The sequence below is a fragment of the Streptomyces sp. NPDC031445 genome, from assembly GCF_055581365.1.
Genome location: NZ_JBVIJO010000022.1, coordinates 66,200 through 82,973 on the forward strand (window position 1 = coordinate 66,200; position 16,774 = coordinate 82,973).

At 69.0% G+C, this 16,774-nt stretch carries 12 protein-coding genes and 1 pseudogene; 6 read left to right on the plus strand and 7 right to left on the minus strand.

The features are described 5' to 3' along the window. Positions 1–494: 494 nt before the first annotated feature. A pseudogene (locus ACZ5DC_RS37960) lies at positions 495–884 on the plus strand (transposase); the annotation flags it as partial. A gap of 84 nt (positions 885–968) precedes the next feature. Here ACZ5DC_RS37960 and ACZ5DC_RS37965 read toward each other — a convergent pair. The 3 genes from ACZ5DC_RS37965 to ACZ5DC_RS37975 form a co-directional block, all read right to left on the minus strand. Next, positions 969–2,621: a M4 family metallopeptidase gene (locus ACZ5DC_RS37965; protein WP_468660612.1), complete on the minus strand. Its 1,653-nt coding sequence runs from the start codon at positions 2,619–2,621 to the stop codon at positions 969–971. Between the two features lie 273 nt (positions 2,622–2,894). Further along, entirely contained in the window at positions 2,895–3,797 is a 903-nt protein-coding gene (locus ACZ5DC_RS37970; protein ID WP_468660614.1) for a hypothetical protein, read from the minus strand. Positions 3,798–3,801: 4 nt separating this feature from the next. Beyond that, positions 3,802–4,407, minus strand: coding sequence for a papain-like cysteine protease family protein (locus tag ACZ5DC_RS37975; protein WP_468660616.1), 606 nt, complete (start codon positions 4,405–4,407; stop codon positions 3,802–3,804). Positions 4,408–4,688: 281 nt separating this feature from the next. Between ACZ5DC_RS37975 and ACZ5DC_RS37980 the strand changes: the two genes are divergently transcribed. From ACZ5DC_RS37980 to ACZ5DC_RS37990, 3 genes are all read left to right on the plus strand, one after another. Beyond that, complete coding sequence (locus ACZ5DC_RS37980) at positions 4,689–5,630, plus strand: hypothetical protein (RefSeq protein WP_468660618.1); 942 nt, start codon at positions 4,689–4,691, stop codon at positions 5,628–5,630. Between the two features lie 294 nt (positions 5,631–5,924). Beyond that, positions 5,925–6,875: a hypothetical protein gene (locus ACZ5DC_RS37985; protein WP_468660620.1), complete on the plus strand. Its 951-nt coding sequence runs from the start codon at positions 5,925–5,927 to the stop codon at positions 6,873–6,875. Between the two features lie 279 nt (positions 6,876–7,154). After that, positions 7,155–9,110, plus strand: coding sequence for a S8 family serine peptidase (locus tag ACZ5DC_RS37990; RefSeq protein WP_468660622.1), 1,956 nt, complete (start codon positions 7,155–7,157; stop codon positions 9,108–9,110). Between the two features lie 353 nt (positions 9,111–9,463). Here the strand turns inward: ACZ5DC_RS37990 and ACZ5DC_RS37995 are convergent, their stop codons facing one another. After that, positions 9,464–10,648: an endonuclease domain-containing protein gene (locus ACZ5DC_RS37995; RefSeq protein WP_468660624.1), complete on the minus strand. Its 1,185-nt coding sequence runs from the start codon at positions 10,646–10,648 to the stop codon at positions 9,464–9,466. 1,094 nt (positions 10,649–11,742) lie between these two features. Between ACZ5DC_RS37995 and ACZ5DC_RS38000 the strand changes: the two genes are divergently transcribed. Further along, the gene (locus ACZ5DC_RS38000) at positions 11,743–11,997 is read left to right on the plus strand and encodes a hypothetical protein (RefSeq protein ID WP_468660626.1); all 255 of its coding nucleotides are present in this window, start codon (positions 11,743–11,745) and stop codon (positions 11,995–11,997) included. Positions 11,998–12,376: 379 nt separating this feature from the next. Here the strand turns inward: ACZ5DC_RS38000 and ACZ5DC_RS38005 are convergent, their stop codons facing one another. Both ACZ5DC_RS38005 and ACZ5DC_RS38010 read right to left on the minus strand, forming a co-directional pair. Further along, positions 12,377–13,351 carry a trypsin-like serine peptidase gene (locus ACZ5DC_RS38005; protein WP_468660627.1) on the minus strand — a complete coding sequence of 325 codons (975 nt, stop codon included), beginning with the start codon at positions 13,349–13,351 and terminating at the stop codon, positions 12,377–12,379. Positions 13,352–14,178: 827 nt separating this feature from the next. Further along, complete coding sequence (locus ACZ5DC_RS38010; RefSeq protein ID WP_468660629.1) at positions 14,179–14,814, minus strand: TetR/AcrR family transcriptional regulator; 636 nt, start codon at positions 14,812–14,814, stop codon at positions 14,179–14,181. Between the two features lie 213 nt (positions 14,815–15,027). On the opposite strand from ACZ5DC_RS38010, the gene ACZ5DC_RS38015 reads away from it, so the two are divergent. After that, entirely contained in the window at positions 15,028–16,230 is a 1,203-nt protein-coding gene (locus ACZ5DC_RS38015) for an alkane 1-monooxygenase (protein ID WP_468660631.1), read from the plus strand. A 26-nt stretch (positions 16,231–16,256) separates the two neighbouring features. Here the strand turns inward: ACZ5DC_RS38015 and ACZ5DC_RS38020 are convergent, their stop codons facing one another. Next, entirely contained in the window at positions 16,257–16,493 is a 237-nt protein-coding gene (locus ACZ5DC_RS38020) for a hypothetical protein (RefSeq protein WP_468660633.1), read from the minus strand. Positions 16,494–16,774: the final 281 nt, after the last annotated feature.

Here is a 16,774-nt window from a genome sequence, read left to right on the forward strand (position 1 = left end):
GGTGAGATCGCTTCCCAGGCGGTGCGCGCGCCGGTGGAGGCGCTGCGGGCCTTGCAGCAGGTGGGTGGTGCTCTTTCGCGTGAGGTGGTCAGGGCGGCCGAGGTGGTGCGGGATGCGGGTCCGGTCAGACGCCGCAGGCGGGTGTGGTCGCAGCAGGGCAGGGTGCACTTCGAAGTGCGGGGCCTAGGGTCTGTTGCGAAAGTGGATCTTGTTCGTTGGCGGGACGTGCCCGAACGTTAGTGGCCGTGGGACCGGGTCTATGACCTGTTCCGGCGCTGGCAGCGGGACGGCACCTGGGCGAGGATCCTCACCCAGCTCCAGGCCGAGGCGGACGCGGAGGGCCTGATCACCTGGGACGTCAACGTCGACTCCACCGTCTGCCGGGCCCACCAGCACGCCGCCGGAGCGGTGAAAAGGGGGACCTGCAGAAGGAGCCACCCGGCGGGATCCTCGTCGAGCCGGCCGACCACGGCCTCGGACGCTCCCGCGGCGGACTGACCAGCAAGATCCACCTCGCCGTCGAGCAGGGGCAGAAGCCCTTGTCCGTCGTGATCACGGCCGGGCAGCGGGGCGACTCCCCGCAGTTCGAGGCGGTCCTGGAAGCCATCCGGGTTCCCCGGTTGGGGCTCGGCAGGCCGCGCAAGCGCCCGGACCGGGTCCGGGCCGACAAGGCGTACGACTCCCGTGGCAATCGCTCCTACCCGCGCCGACGAGGGATCAAGGCCACCATCCCGGTTCCGGCGGACCGGGTCCGCAACCGCCTCAAGCGTGGCTCGAGCGGCGGGCGTCCACCGGCGTTCGACAAGGACGACTACAAGCAGCGGCACGCGGTCGAGTGCGGGATCGACCGGCTCAAGCGCCACCGGGCCGTCGCCACCCGGTACGACGAACTCGCCGTCCGCTACGAAGCGACAGTGCTGGTCGCAGCCATCAACGAGTGGCTGCGACCAGCACTTTCACAAAACGCCTTAGGCGACGTTGACCGCGGACCAGGCCGCGGCGACGGCCTTGTATTCGGTGCTGGTGGAGCCGTACAGCGCGGACGCCGCGTTCAGGGTCGCCGTGCGGGCGGCCTTGTAGTTGGTCGTCGACGTCATGTACGTCGTGAGCGCCTTGTACCAGATCTGGAGCGCCTTGGCGCGGCCGATGCCGGTGACGGTGGCGCCGTTGTAGGTCGGCGAGTTGTAGGTCACGCCGTTGATCGTCTTCGAACCGCTGCCCTCGGCGAGGAGGTAGAAGAAGTGGTTCGCGACGCCGGACGAGTGGTGCACGTTCAGGTTGCCGACGCCGGAGGACCAGTAGTCCGCCGAGTTGCCGTCCTTGCTGGGCTTGTCCAGGTAACGCAGCGGGGTGCCGTTGCCGTTGTAGTCGATCTCCTCGCCGATGAGGTAGTCACCGGGGTCGGAGGCGTTGCCGGCGAAGAACTCCACGCCCGTGCCGAAGATGTCCGAGGTGGCCTCGTTCAGGCCGCCGGACTCGCCGCTGTAGTTGAGGCCCGCGGTGTTGGCTGTGACGCCGTGGCTCATCTCGTGGCCGGCCACGTCCAGCGAGGTCAGAGGGTGGGTGTTGCCGCTGCCGTCGCCGTAGGTCATGCAGAAGCAGCTGTCGTTCCAGAACGCGTTCTTGTAGGCGTCGCCGTAGTGGACGCGGGAGTAGGCGCCGACGCCGTTGTTCTTGATGCCATTGCGATTGAAGGTGCTCTTGTAGAAGTCCCAGGTCTCCTGCGCGCCATAGGTGGCGTCCGCGGCGGCCGTCTGGTCCGCGGGGGAGCTGGAGGCCGCGCCCGTGCCCCAGATGTTGTCGGCGTCGGTGAACAGGGTGCCGGTGCCGGAGGTCCCGCGCGCCAGGTTGTACGTCTTGTGGCCGCCGCGCGAGGTGTCATAGAGCTGGTACGTCGAGCCCGACAGGTTGGTGTTGAGGCTGACGGTGCCGGAGTACAGGCTCTTGCCGGTGCCGGTCGCGTTCTCGATGCCCTGGTACTCGAAGAGCTTCTTGCCGGTGGCGGCGTCGGTGACGACGTGGAGCTGGTTGGGGGTGCCGTCGTCCTGGAGGCCGCCGACGACGGTCTCGTAGGCGAGGACGGGCTTGCCGGAGCCGGCCCAGATCACCTTGCGGGCGCCGTCCGCGGTGGTCTTGGCGGAGCCGAGGGTTCTGGCGGCGGACACCGCCTGCTTCTCGGCCTTGACGGCGGTGATCTGCGGCTTGAGGGAGGCCTTGAGGACCGCCTTGTTCGCCTTGGTGACGCCCTCGGTCCTGCCCGACTTGGCGGTGTGGACGATCAGGTCGCCGCCGAGCACCGGGAGGCCCGCGTAGGTGCGCTCGTAGCGGGTGTGGAGGGTGCCGTCGACGTCCTTGACGACGTCCTTGGCGACCAGCTTCTCCTTGGTGCCGAGGCCTATGTGCTGCGCGGTCTCGGCGGCGCCTGCCTGAGCCTTCTGGAGCAGGGAGGTGCGGGCCGCGGTGGATAGCGCGGTCGGGGCGGCGGCCAGGGGCTTGGCGGCGGGTCCGGCAGGGGCGGCGCTGGCACCGGTGGTCAGACCGGTGGTGAGGAGGGCTCCGGCGGCGACGGCGGTGGCGATGGCCAGAGTGGTGCGCTTGTGGCGCGTGTAGAGGGGGCTCACAGAAGCTCCTTCGTGGGGGAGTCCGGTCAGCGTTCGGTACTGGCCGGAGAGTGGGGCGTTGAGAAGTTGCTGTGCTACGGCGGTGGCGAGAGTGACGCCAATGGCGCGTACATGTCAGGACCGTGAAGTGAGGTTGGCCGGAAATCGACTCACGCCGGGGTTCAAGAGCCCTGGGGTTGCTGCGAGTCGGCCTGAGCGTCAGGGCTCCAACCAGCGCAGGGAGCAAGCTGGTGCACCTACACGGTCACTGCACCAGTAGCGCCAGGAGTCTGGTCAGCGGGCATGCAACAGGCGTCGGGCGGCGAAGGCGCCGCCGCCCAGAGCGGCTACCGCGATGACAAGGAGCGTCGTCCCGGTCCTGTCGAACATGCGAACACTGTCGCCGGTTGCCGTGGTTTCTGCGGACTTGCCGGGTGTCTCGGTCTCGGCCGACTTGTTCCGCGCGGCGACGGCGTCGGAAGCCGCGTTGCCGAATCCGCCGGCCATGCCCTTCTTGTCGTAGGACGAGCCGGGCAGCTTGTGGCCGTAGGCGCTGTGGACATGCCGGTAGTAGGCGGCCAGCGATGTTCCGGAGGCGCCGACCACGGCACGCGCCTCGGTGTTGAGCGGGAGGATCTCGTCGCCGCGCACGGTGTACCAGGCGTTGATCTGCGGTTCGCGGAAGACCGTGCCCTTGCCGTGGGCCTTGGCGGTGTAGTCGGTCTCGTTGGTGCCGCTGGCAATGTTGACGACCTGCCAGCCCTTGGCTGTCGGGGCCGTCTGCACGGTGGCCGTCTGGCCGGTGGGGGAGACCACGTCGGTGGCGACGAAGGACGGCTTGGCGACCGGTGCGCCGGGCTCTCCGGCCACGAAGGCGGGGTTCAGCGAGCTGACGGTGACACTACGGCCGACGACGCGAGGGGTGGTCTGCCCCTTCTGGGCGGCGTGTGCGGTGCCGCGGACGGGAGCGTGGGCGAAGTACTTGCCGAGAACGGTGATGGTGCTGTCGGCGGTGGCGGCCGCCCGGGCCGCGGAGAGCTGCGCGGCCGTGTAGGTCTGCGGAGCGCGTGCGTGGGGGGCGGCGGAGGCGGTCGTGGTGGCGAGGCCGAGTGCGGCGACGGCCAGCGCTCCGGCGCTGAGGGCGCGTATCGGGGAGGAGTTGCGCGTCACGGCGGTCCTGGGGGTCTGGTCGGTCATCGGGTCACGCTCCGATTCCGTAGAGCGTGTGGGTCCAGGTGAATTCGTTGTTGTCCTGGTAGTAGCTGTAGGACGCCCAGTTGTAGCGGTTGTCGTCGGGCCACGGGTCGCCCCAGTAGACGTAGTTGGTGGAGGTGTCGTAGCCGTAGAGCACCTCCATGTGGCCGCCGCCGGAGGACCACTCGATGCGGGTCTGCACGGGGCGGTCGTAGTTGATCTCGCTCTGGAGCTTGGAGTAGCTGACAGGGCTGCTGATGTAGGTGCCGGGGGCTATGCCCAGCCACCGGTACGCGGCCTGGTCGTTGGCGAGGGTGGCCTGGTCGTTGGGACAGGTGGTGCCCTGGGTTCTGCCGAAGGCGGCGTTGCAGAAGCTGTTCTGCGACACGGAATGTCCCTTGTACGCGGCGATGGAGGCGCCGGTGGCGGCCCAGCACCAGTTGTCCTTGCTCTGCACCTGCTCGGTGAAGTCGAGGACTTTCTTGGTGCCGGCGGCGGAAGCGTCGATGGCCGATACGGCGGTCGACGAGAGGACTGCGGCCAGCAGGAGCGACGATGCGGTCAGTCCGCGCCGCCACCGGGACAGGCCCGGGCGCTGTGAGTGAGGTGCCATGGAACCGGTTCTCCCTGGGGGGGACGGAGAGTGAGGAAGTGTCCGGACGCCTCCTAGTGGGGAGAGAGCGTCCGAACGCTTGCCGACGAGAATCACGTCATGACGAGCCACGGTCAACGTCCTGCCTCGGCTGCGACACAGGTGATGTGAACAGCGGCCGCCTTGGTTGTGAACACGATGGCCTACACTCCACCCTCCCTGGCCTGCCGCCCCGGGCTCGGCCCGAAGGCGAGAGTGAATATCCACATAACTGCCCCAGGTGCAGAAGCAGGAGGAAGCGGATGGTTCTCCCGAAGAGTCGGACCGCAGTCGACCGTACGGAAGGTGAGACTCACCTTCAGGAAGCACTGCGCACGGGACCGTTCTCGCTCGCTCTCCACACCGCGCTGTCCGCCCGCGGCCTGGCTCTGCACCGGGTCCGGGAAAGGCTCTCCGAGCGGGGGATCAACGTGAGCGTCACGACGCTCAGTTACTGGCAGCGCGGCATCCGCCATCCCGGCCGGCGGGAGTCGCTGCGCGTGATCACCGCCCTGGAAGACCTCCTCGAGCTGCCCGGAAAGGCGCTGACCCAGTTGCTGGAGCCGCGTGACACCACGGGGCACCCGGCCGGCCGCCGGTACAGCACGCTGGTCGGCTCGGGCATCGGCGACATACTGGCAGAGCTTGAAGCACCGCAGGACGGCGGACTGCACACCGTCATGCAGACCGAGAGGGTGACCATCGACGCTCACCGGCGGCTGGCCTCCCGCGAGTCGCAGCAGGTACTGCGCGCCCACCGCGACGGCGTGGACCGCTACCTGGCCGTCCACGTCGGCGAACACGGCTGCGCGGCCGAACGTGTGGAAGTCACCGGGCTCGTGAACTGCCGTTCGGGCAGGGTGCGCAGGAACCAGGAAGCCGGCCTGGTAGCGGCAGAGCTGCTCCTCGACGCCCGGTTGCGGGTCGGCGAGACGACGATGGTGTGCTACCGCTTCCAGGACGGTACGGGTGAAAGATCCCAGGAGTACTCGCGCGCCTTCCTGTTCGCCGGCAGTCCGTACGCCCTCCAGGTCACCTTCGACCACACCGCACTACCGGTGAGGTGCCGCAGCTTCACCCAGACCTCGGTCTCCGTTCCGCCCACGTTCACGGCGGAACTCACACTCAACGCTCATGGCAACGTGCATCTCTTCGACCAGGAAGCGGCTCCCGGCCTCCTCGGCATCTGCTGGGACTGGGAGTAAGGGGCATCACGGAAAGACGACGACGTTCGCAAGACACGGCCTCGAGTGTCAGCGGGGATGCTGGTCACGATGACAACGGGGGAAGCCAGGTGCTGTCGGCGGTCACGTCGACGGCCCCGCCGGCCCCGCATTGCGATCGAACATAAGAGGCTGCGCCCGGCCGGACGGCGGCCATACTGCTCTCGGGATCGAGAAAGGGTATGTCGGCTTGAGATCGTCGAATGGTCTGCGCCTCATGCCGGGCAGCCCGTAGACGAGCTGGCCGCGCTGCGGCCAGTGGAGGAGGCTTCCACCGTGACACAGCCGAACCATCCGGCCTCGGCTGACCGCGAGCTGGCCCGCATTCTGCGATCGGGCCCGTTCGACCTAGCAGTCAAGGCAGCGGTGCGCGCGAGCGGACTCAGTCTGGAACGCCTCGTCCACCGGCTGGCCACCAGAGGGATTCACGTCAGCACGTCGAGCCTGAGCAACTGGCAGACCGGCCGCAGTCGCCCCGAACGCGCCGAGTCCGTACACGCCCTGCGAGCGATGGAGCAGATCCTCGGTCTGCCCCAGGACGCGCTGATCCAACTGCTGGGTCCGCGCAAACCGCGTGGGCGATGGCTGGACCACGCGCCCGGGGTCGTGTCCTACGAAGCGATCTTCGACGACCACGCGCGTTTGACCCGCATCATGACCACCGGAGATTTCGTCCATCCGGACCGCTGCACGTATCAGACCGTCGAGGACCGCATGACGCTCGACAGTGACGGTGTGGTGCGCCGCATAGAGGTGCGCAACCTGGTGTCGGCGCTGGCCGATGGTGTGGACGGGTGCGTGGTGTACTACCGCGCCGACGACGACAGCCACCCTGACGTACGCCCCGTCGACGGTTGCCGGTTGGGGCGCACCCGGGTCGACCGAGAGTCCGGTTACCTGGTCGCGGAACTGTTGTTCGACCGCCAGCTCAACCGCGGCGATGTGCACTTGGTCGCGTTCGACCAGCACTTCACCGCTGCTCGCGTCCGCCCAGAGACAAGTGATCACTACTACAAGGCGTTTCGGTCACCATGCCGCAGCTATCTGCTGCGCGTAGTCTTCCACCCCGACGCCGTCCCGGTACGCCTACGCTCGTTCCGCGCGAACCGGTGGGGTGACGAGCCGGCCAAGGAGCAGACCCTGCCGTGCTATCGCAACCGGGTCACGCACGTCCACACCCCCGACGTCTCGCCAGGAGTCATCGGCGTGCGCTGGGAATGGAGTTGAGACCGTTCGTCCCGGAAAACCTGGCAGCCATTTAGAACGGGTCCCGCAGGGTGCCGGGAACCGGGCCCCGCGTCGCCTGCTCCGCTGAGCTGCCAATGTGTGACGCCCCGCTCTCGCACCACCGCTGTCGCCACAGTTTTGAGGCTCGGGCCACACTTTTGGCGCACGCTGGCGCAGACCGATCACAGCGGTGATTTCAGCGGCTACTTTCTGGGTCCCTTGCCCCATGCCGTTCGATCGGAGCTGGAGATGCCCCTGCACAGTTCTTTCTTCCGTCGGGTGGCCGGCACGCTGGCCACCGCTCTGGCGATGGGCGTGATCAGCCCAGCCATCGCCTCCGCCGCTCCCCCACCCGCGCCCCTGTTCTCGTCACCGAAGGCAAATGAGGTCCCCGGCAGGTACATCGTGGCCCTCAAACGCCCCGACCAGGGCGGTCCGTCCCTGGCTGCCGACGCGCTTGCGAAGCCGCTGGCCGTCGCCCGTGACAGGGGCGGCAAGGTGCGGCGCCACTACACCACCGCGCTGCGCGGCTTCTCCGCCGATCTGCCCGCAGCGGCGGTCGACGCGCTGCGCCACGACCCGCGCGTGGCCTACCTGCAGACCGTCCGCGTCCACCACCAGGCGGGCGGCGCGACGGGGGCCGCCGGTGCCGCGCAGGACAACGCCCCGTGGCACCTGGACCGCATCGATCAGCGCAACCTGCCACTGAACCGCGTCTACGACCCGCCGAACGACGCGTCCGGGGTCAACGTCTACGTCCTCGACTCCGGGGTGCGAGCCACCCACACGGAGTTCGAGGGACGCGCCAAGGGCGTGTACACATCGATCAATGACGGCAACGGCACCAATGACTGCCACAACCACGGCACGTTCGTCGCCAGCCACATCGCGGGCAAGACCTACGGCGTGGCCAAGAAGGCCAACATCAAGGCCGTCCGCATCCTGAACTGCAACAACTCGGCGACCACCGAACAGATCGTCGATGGGATGGACTGGACCGCCAAGAACGCCACCAAGCCCTCAGTGGTCAACATGAGCATTGAGAGCGACAACGGCGTGGCCGACCAAGCGATGGACGACGCAGCCAAGGGCATGATCGACAGCGGCCTGCTGCTGGTTCTGATCACCGGCAACTTCAACAAGGGCGACTGTCAGAACTCTCCGAAGGATCCACGCGCCATCATCATGGGCGCTTCTACCCGGACCGACTCCCGCAACACCAGCACCAATGCCTCCAGCTACGGTTCGTGCACAACGGCGTTCGCACCCGGGGCCGACGTGACCGGCGCGGGTAAGGACAGCGACACCCACACCCTCACCGGGTGGTACGGCACGTCCTTCGCCGCGCCGCTCGCGACGGGCATGGTCGCACTGGCCTTGAAAAGCAACCCCGGACTCACGATGGCACAGGCCAAAGACCTCATCGTCGCCAACTCCACCAAGAACGTCCTGAGCAACATCGGTACCGGCTCGCCCAACCGTCTGCTCTACGTCGGCGGGGTGACGCCACCCGGTGACGCCCCCATCGTGACCGACCCGGGCCCGCAGAACACGGCAGTCGGCACCGCGGTATCGCTACAGATCAAGGCTTCCGACCCGCAGAACGACCCGCTGACCTACACGGCGAGCAGTCTGCCCGCAGGACTGTCGATCAACGAGGCCAGCGGCTTGATCACCGGTGCTCCCACCACCGCAGGCAGCTCCACCGTCACCGTGTCGGCGAAGGACCCCGGCAACCACACCGGCTCGACGACCTTCACCTGGACGGTCGGCACGACCGGGGGCTGCACCTCGAAGCAGCTGGTGGGCAACCCGGGATTCGAGGCCGGCCGTTACCCATGGACCGGTGACCTGCACACGATCGACCAGTTCCCCGAGAAACCCGCCCACACCGGGACATATGTCGCCTGGCTGGCAGGCTACGGCTCCGCGCACACCGAATACATCGCGCAGCCCATCACCATACCCGCCAACTGCAAGGCCACGCTGAGCCTGTACCTGCGCATCGACACCGCAGAACGGGAGAACCACGCGTACGACCAGATGACCGTCTCGATGGGCGGTACGACGCTGGCCACATACAGCAACACCGACGCAGGACCCGGGTACCTGGAGAAGGTACTGGACGTGTCCTCCTTCGCGGGCCGCTCGATCACGCTCCAGTTCTCGGCTACCGAGGACGAAGCAAACCAGACGAGCTTTGTCATCGACGATGTGACCCTCACCACCCGGTGACCGGCTGATGCGTAGAAGGGCGCGACCGTCACACGGGCGCGCCCCCCGGCACCGGCCCGTGCGCTCCTGGCCCGCCGGTCCGCCGCCGCCCGACCGCGTCGTACCGGTTCGGTGCTTCCCCAGCCCGTGGGTCTGGCGCTGTCGCCGAGGCGGATTGACGCCGTAGGCCGCCCAACGGCCGTTCACTGGTGGGCGGGGGCCGCTGCGATCGTGCCAGGCCGAAACTCGCCTACAACGTCTGGAACACCCTCGCTATCCACGGCATCACACCCCGCAGCCACATCAACGGCTCCACCTGACAGCGGGCGGCTCCTTCCGGCCTCGGCCCGCAAAACCGCTTTGCTGGTGTTCGCTCAGAAGAGCGCCAAGCCGTCGCCGTTGGCGTCGGCGATGACGGGCCGGGGTTCGACAGGGAGGCCATCCAGTCGGTCGGGACCGGCTGCGGCCGCCACAGCAGGGGCAGTCTCGGCCAGCCACGTACCGAACCGCTCGACGGCTTCCCGGTAGGGCACCCGTGCCAGGACGCGATGCTCACCGGAGGGGCAGAAGTCGACGGAGACGGTGAGCAGGCAGGAGCGGGGTGTGTTCTGGCTGCCCGTCCACGAGACGCGCAGCACTCCGCAGGGCTTCCGCCCGCGGGACCCAGGGTGGGTGGGGCGCAGGGTGCGGGTGGCTGTGTGGGCGGTCCATGCGGCGAGGTGAGGCAGAGGCAGGGTGGTGCGGGTGCGGCAGCCCGGACAGCGGTGCCAGTGGTGCAGCCAGGCGACCGCGTCGGTGTCGAAGAGGCGCCGGTAGCGGCTGGCGACGCGGATGTCGTTGTCGTACAAGTGGTCGGGGCGCTCCAGGGTGTTGCAGGACGGGCAGACCGGGGCGCGGACGTAGCCGTGTTCGTGGCAGTGATCCAGCACAGCAGCAGGCGCTGTACCGCAGACGGCACACATCCACCCGGCCACCTGGCGGGACATACCCGGCTTGCGGCTCAGCACCGAGTACAACTGACCCCGCAGCTCCCCCCGGTACGGGCGCTGCGGGATGGCTGGACCGTTCACGCCCGTCGCGGACTGGCTGTCGGTGGCTCGGGAATCACGACGGTGCTGCTCGGTGACAGCTGTGTCCGCCTTGCAGGCCCGCGTGGTGTGCAGCCGCTCGGCCTCGGTGTGCTCGGCCGCGTCCAACAGCATGACCACGGCCCGCGGAAGCCACCACGACCGCTCCGCCCCGTCACGGGACCGCTGCACCAGCAGCCGCCGCCAGTCGACCCCCGCCAGATGAGACCCCGGTCCGGGCTCACGGCCGGCCTGTCGCCCGGGACGATCTGCCCCTCGCAGCTCCCAGCTGATGCGCCGACGCCACCCACGCAGCGTTCCACCCGTGCGTTCCTGCTCCGGCACACCGCGGAACGGACCGATACGGACCAGGTCCAGGGCGTCCATCTCCACCGCGTTCCATGCCGCCGCCGCCCGGCGCACCTCAGCCTCCGGAACTCCCCACCGGCCGTCGCCCGTCCTGACCAGCTCCACCACACAGGCACCGAGCATGACGTACTGCCCCGGCCGGAAATCAGAAGAAAGGCGGGTGAATAACGCAGAAGTCGTCGGTACCGCGCTACCGGCCGTCAGGCTGGCCCACACACTGTCGGCGGTGGCCGGAGTGACCAGATGATCTGCCCGGCCCGGGGCAACACGCTCGGCCATACCGAAAGACTAACGACCGGCACCAGCGGACCGACAGCCAGTGCCCGGTTCTGGTGCCGGGAGAGCCGCCTGGCCAGCTGCGGGCGCCCAGGGCTGACGGATGGTCTTCTCCATGCACTTCCGCCCACGACCAGCATGAGTACCCCGAGCGCCGGTCACGCCAGCCCTTTGACCTGCTACTTCAAGTTGGCGGAGGCTCACCGAGTGGAGAGTGGACGACATCGCCGGGACGATGCAGTGCATCCACCCGCGCCCACGGCCCGTGTCAAGGGAAGACGCGCCGCCCCCACCGGCCCGCTCCACCGCACCGAGTCCAGCCGATGCACACCACTCCCGCGCCGCCGGCCGCACCGATGGCATCCACTCCCACGGTGGTGCGGCTACCGGCGGGCGCCGGGTGCGGAGTGCACCGCGTGAGCCAGCACCAGGCGTTCGTCGCGCATCGCCTTCAGGGTGTCGGCGGTGTCCGGCTGGTCGGGGTCCGGGATAACGTTCGCCGTGAACCGGATGATGCTGCGACGCTGTCGCCGGGCGGGCGTTCTCCTTGACCAGGCCCTCTACCGGCCACGGTCAGACTGCGGACGAGGGGGTCCCCTGCACGCTGCTCTCTCGATCACCGCCCACCTAAGGGCGGCCCGAAGCGAAGGAGCCACCGCGATGACCACCCACCGACTCCCGGCAGGCGCCCGGCGAGCCCGCCCCGACCACGGGCCCGACCAGTACCGGGCAAGCCGCCCCGGCCTCCTGTGGTGCGCACTCGGTAGGCCACTGCGGAACCCACTTTGGTGCCCGGCACCGAACCGGACGGTAAACCCCCAGGTCACCGCCCAGTTCCGGCGCGCGCCGCGCTGTCACAGCCGGATGCCCTCTGCGTCCGGGCGCGGCCGGCGCTCGGCAGGTGGCCGCGCGCGCCGGACGACGGGAAGGGAGCGCAGCTGATGGCGGGGAAGCGTGAGGAGAACCCGGCGGGGTCGTCGAACAACCTGCGCGGTGACGTGCTGCGCGTGCTCTGGGTGCTGAAGGTCGCGACGGTCGAACAGATCCAGCAGATCTCAGCCCCGCACCTGAGTTACCGGCACACCGACAAGCCGACCCCGTCGATCCGCGCCCTCCCGTCGCAGCGGCTCAGCGTACTCAACGCGGCAAACGTTCCCGGTCGCGGCATGAGCAGCCGCCCTACCCCGAGGAGGTGACCTCCATCAGTCCCAGCCGGCCGCCCGGACGAGGGGTACGACCTCTATGCCACGAAGATCATAGGCGGTCCGTATCGGCGGACCAGGGCTCGCCCCGCCGGGCCCGCTTGTCGACGTATCGAAGGCGAGGCGCCGGCCCTTCGTCCAGCCAATGGAGGACGCCCAGACCTCGGCGGACAGGGGCCGTTCCGCGATCGAGACCCTGTTCCTGCGCGCCGCGACAGCGATGAGGCGGGGCGCCGCCACCACATCATGGACGCCTACTACCGGGCCGTTCCCACCGATCGCGTCGCTATCGGTGGGAACGGCTGGGTCGCTGCGCCTCGTTGACTGCGGGGCGCAGTGCCTGCAGTCGGGCCAGGGCAGTCGCGCGTCGGGCTCAGGAGGCGGCGGCGTTGTAGGCTGCCGCAGCCTCGCGGCCGTAGTACGGGTGATACTCGTAGGCGCCCGCTCCGATACTGATGTTGCCTATCTGCATGCCCGTGCCGTTGCGTGGGTCGAAGCGCGCCAGGAAGGGGCCACCGCTTGACCCGCCGGACTGGACGCAGTCGATGCCCCAGATTCCGCCGCCGGCGTGGCCGCTCTGGAACACCTCCGTGCCCTCACACCAGTTCAGCTGCTCACCACTGCCCTCGGCAGCCGATCCGCCGTAGCCGAAGGAGTAGACGTATTGGCCGGGCGTCTGGTCGAAGCCGATGCCTTGCCCGCCCACAGTGTCAACCAAGCGGCGCCCGCCCACGGTGCCAACGGTGACGAAGGCCGCGTCCCAGGCGGCGTCAGGGTTGCCGATGCGCTGCGGTTCCCAGTGCAGCGAGGTTGCGGCGAAGGTGCCGTACGGCCGGTTGCCGTGGTCGTAGCCAGGGATGAACACCCAGTTCTGATAGGCGGTGCCGTCGGTGTCCACCACGCAGTGCCCGGCCGTGGCCACCGTAGATTTATTGCCGCTGTTGACCGCGTCGCCGGTACAGGTGTACGTGCCTCCGTTCTTGGGATTGGTGAAGAACACCTTGCCGGCGGTGGTGGAGATCAGTCCTGCGCTCGTCCAGCGTTGGGGTGCCGAGGCCGCGACGTGGGACGACGTGCCGCCGACCAGGGCCGGACCGTCCTTGGACAGTGCCGGTGGTACCGAAGTCGGGTGCTTGACGGGGGCCTTGGCGGCAGGGGCGGCCGGGTGCTGCTTGGCCGCCGTTTCGACCGCGTCGAGGTCGACGGCGTGAGCCAGGCGTTCCGGGGTCCAGAACTTCAGAGCGGCGTTCTGCTCTGCGGGGCTGACGTGTGCCGACGCCAGTGGAGCCGGTTGCGCGGATGCAGCGGGTGCGGTGCCCAGAACTAGCGTGCCCAGGACCGCGCTCACGACGGCGAGGCCTACCGTACGCAATGCTGACAACGTTTTCCTCCTTCAAGTGACAACGATGTCGGAAGGACTGGTACGAATTGCATCGCTAGGCGATGCGGAGGGAGTGGCCACGCCCGGCTGTCCCGATCCGGAGGCGGCATCCGCATCCTCGGGTCAGGCGAACGATATGGAGGATCGTCAAAAAATGACATGATCATGTCAATAACTGACTGTCCCAACGGCCGAATAGTGACCGTCGCACTGGATCGCCCTGAGCCTCTCCGTTGCTCGGAAGGGCATGCCCCTCGCGGCGATGACAGGCTGTGGTCACCGGTCCGACATGCATCGCTCGGCCTGCGGGTGCTCGCGCATTTTGGCCATTGCTCAAGACGCGGCAGGGGTGAGGGCTGTGCCTGGCTCTTCCGCTGTCACCGCGGGCCCGCGCGGCACCCACCGGGAGCGCGTGTTGCGCTGGACCTCCTGGCCGGCGGTCTTTCACGCAACGAACGCGTCGTCCGGGTGCTGGGGCGCAGGAACGACACCGCTGGGCGTGTCTTTCGGACGGCCGGTCGGCATGGGCGTGACAACCTGCCTGACACCCTGTCGGCGGCTATCTGTAGACGCGGGGCTCGACCGGATGCCTGGCAGCCTGTCTGGCGAGGGAGGGCGGTCACATAGACGCCTGCGCCTCATCCGTCAAGTGCGTGATGCTCGCTCTGGAGGAAAGCATCCTCACCGGCTTCGAGCCCGGTGACTCCTTGCACTCCGAAGGCGACCTCGCGACGGAGCTCGGGGTCAGCGGCTCACGGTGCCGGGTCGTTGGGGATGTCTCGCCGTGTGCCCGGTCAGGGGCCGGGCGGCACGCCCAGCACGGCGCAGGCCGCGCGCGCGACACGCCCGGGTGCGTCCGCGGTGAGCGGGGAGGGCAGCAGCATGTGGCTGAGGGTCAGTCGTACGGCCAGGTCGGCGGCCTCCGCCCGGCGTTCCTCCGTCACCCCTGGCGCCGCCCCGCCCAGCCACTCCGCCAGCAACTGCCAGGCGCTGGTGAAGACGGGTTCGGGCCGGCTCGTCAGGAACGGCAGCAGCGCGTCCGTGCCGCCGCGGGCCGCCGTCAGTACCGCGCGGGTGAAGGGGTTGCCGACCGCCTCGGCCAGAGCGTGGGCGACGGCGGCGCGCAGTGCGGCCGCGAGGTCGTCGCGATGCTCGTCCAGCACCGTGGCGAGACTCGTCAGAAACTCTTCCGTCTCGCGCAGCACGAGCGCCCGCCCGATGCCGGCTCGGTCACCGAACTCCTTGTAGATCGAGGGCCGGGAGACCTCCGCCCGCTGTGCGAGGTCGGCCACCCGCATCCGGTCCCAGCCGCTCTCCGCGGCCAGCGCGCGGGCCTCTGCGAGCACCCGCTCGCGCATCTGCCTGCGCCACGCCACCCGGGGCGGATCGGGGCGGGGCCCGGGCGGGATGGCGGGACGGTGGTTGCGCATACCCGGCAGTGTGCCATCACCCGCTGCGGGCACGGCCCCCCCCGCCCGGCACCCGGCAACGGACCACCTGAGCTGACAACCTATCAGAAAATTGACACGGCGCCCCCCTTTGTCAGTTCTCTCTTGCCGTGACACTGTCGCTCCACCCCCCCACGTGCGCTTCCCCGCTCCCCACGGGGCGGCGGAAGCGCACGTCCTCCTCAAGGAGTCCTCTTGGAGCCAGCGCCGTTCGATCCCCGCGCCTGGCGGGATCCCAAACGTCCCCTCTGGCTGCTCGCCCTCGCCGTACCGACCCTGCCCTTCCAGGCGGGCGGCCTCGTCACCCTTACCCACCTGCCCGTGTTCTGGTGGTGGGGCCCGTTCTTCGCCTTCGTCCTCGTGCCGCTCGTCGACTGGCTGGCCGGCGCGGACGGCACCAACCCCCCGGACGAGGCCGTGCCGCTCCTGGAGGCCGACCGCTACTACCGCTGGTGCACCTACCTGTACCTGCCGCTGCAGTTCGGCGCACTGGTCTGGGCCTGCGGCCAGTGGGCGGACGGCGGACTGCCGGTCGCCGACGGCCTCGGTCTCGCCGCGACGACTGGGGTCGTGTCGGGCGTCGCCATCAACACCGCACACGAACTCGGGCACAAGCGCGCGCAGTTGGAGCGGCGGCTGAGCCGTATGGCGCTGGCGCAGACCTGGTACGGGCACTTCTACGTCGAACACAACCACGGCCACCACGTGCGGGTCGCCACGCCGGAAGACCCGGCGAGCAGCCGCATGGGCGAAAGCTTCTGGCGGTTCCTGCCGCGCACGGTGTGGGGCAGTCTGCGCTCGGCCTGGGAACTGGAACGGCGCCGGCTGGCCCGGCGGAATGGCGCGGTGCCCGGTCCGCACAACGAGATCCTGACCGCCTGGATGCTCTCGGCCGCGCTGTTCACCGCCCTCACCGCGGTGTTCGGGCTGCGGGTCCTGCCCTTCCTGCTGCTCCAGGCGGTTCTCGGTTTCTGTCTGCTGGAGACAGTCAACTACCTGGAGCACTACGGCCTGCTGCGGAAGCGCAGGCCGGACGGGCGCTACGAGAGGGTTGCTCCCCGCCACAGCTGGAACAGCGACGACATGGTCAGCAACGTCTTCCTCTTCCAGCTCCAGCGGCACTCCGACCATCACGCCAACCCGCTGCGCCGCTACCAGACCCTGCGCCACTTCGACGAGTCACCCCAGCTCCCCTCGGGCTACGCCACCATGATCGTGCTCGCCTGGTTCCCGCCGCTCTGGCGCACGGTGATGGACCACCGGCTGATGGCCCACTACGGCGGTGACCTCACCCGGGCCAACCTCCATTCACCCCTGCGTCGCCGGCTCTTCGGCGACCCGGACGTGCCGCGGGAGACGCCGACGGGCGCACGGCGAGGAGCCCGCGGCGCCGGCTGACCCCGGTGGCGTCGCGGTCGGCGCCGCTACGCGGGAAGGCCGCCCGTCAGCCGGCGCCGCGGGCGGCAGCCGCGGGCCGGCGCCGGGCGCGTCGCCCGGGCGTACATGGCGAGCACCATGCGCTCGGATTCGCTGTCGAGTTCCCCGGTCGGCTCGTCGGCCAGGAGCGCGGCGGGCGAGTTGGCCAGCGCCACGGCGAGTCCGTCCCTCGCCATCTGGCCGCGACGGATCGCGAAGTCGTCGACGCCTAGTACTGCAATCACAGTTATGGGGTTTGGCCTCGCCGTTTGTAGTGGCTGAGGCGAGCGCGGGTCTGACTGAGCCGTCTCCACCATGACCAGCGCAGATGGTGTGTCGGAGTGAGGTGTGGTGGGCGGAGGAGCAGTCCGGTCAGGCGGCGGATCCCCGCGACGGACAGGGGTATCAGGCGGGTTTGTCCAAGATCGCTGCCCCCTTTGACAGTTCCTGGGCGCGGATGGCGGTCAGTGCGGCGAGTGCGGCCATGGACAGGGTGATGTGCCGGTACCAGGCGTCGTAGCGGCGG

Bases quoted from the DNA above. Each gene is read 5' to 3' on its own strand.
- ACZ5DC_RS38000 (WP_468660626.1), top strand. From the start codon at position 11,743: ATGGCGGGGAAGCGTGAGGAGAACCCGGCGGGGTCGTCGAACAACCTG.
- ACZ5DC_RS37980 (WP_468660618.1), top strand. From the start codon at position 4,689: ATGGTTCTCCCGAAGAGTCGGACCGCAGTCGACCGTACGGAAGGTGAG.
- ACZ5DC_RS37975 (WP_468660616.1), bottom strand. From the start codon at position 4,407: ATGGCACCTCACTCACAGCGCCCGGGCCTGTCCCGGTGGCGGCGCGGA.
- ACZ5DC_RS37970 (WP_468660614.1), bottom strand. From the start codon at position 3,797: ATGACCGACCAGACCCCCAGGACCGCCGTGACGCGCAACTCCTCCCCG.
- ACZ5DC_RS38010 (WP_468660629.1), bottom strand. From the start codon at position 14,814: ATGCGCAACCACCGTCCCGCCATCCCGCCCGGGCCCCGCCCCGATCCG.
- ACZ5DC_RS37995 (WP_468660624.1), bottom strand. From the start codon at position 10,648: ATGCTCGGTGCCTGTGTGGTGGAGCTGGTCAGGACGGGCGACGGCCGG.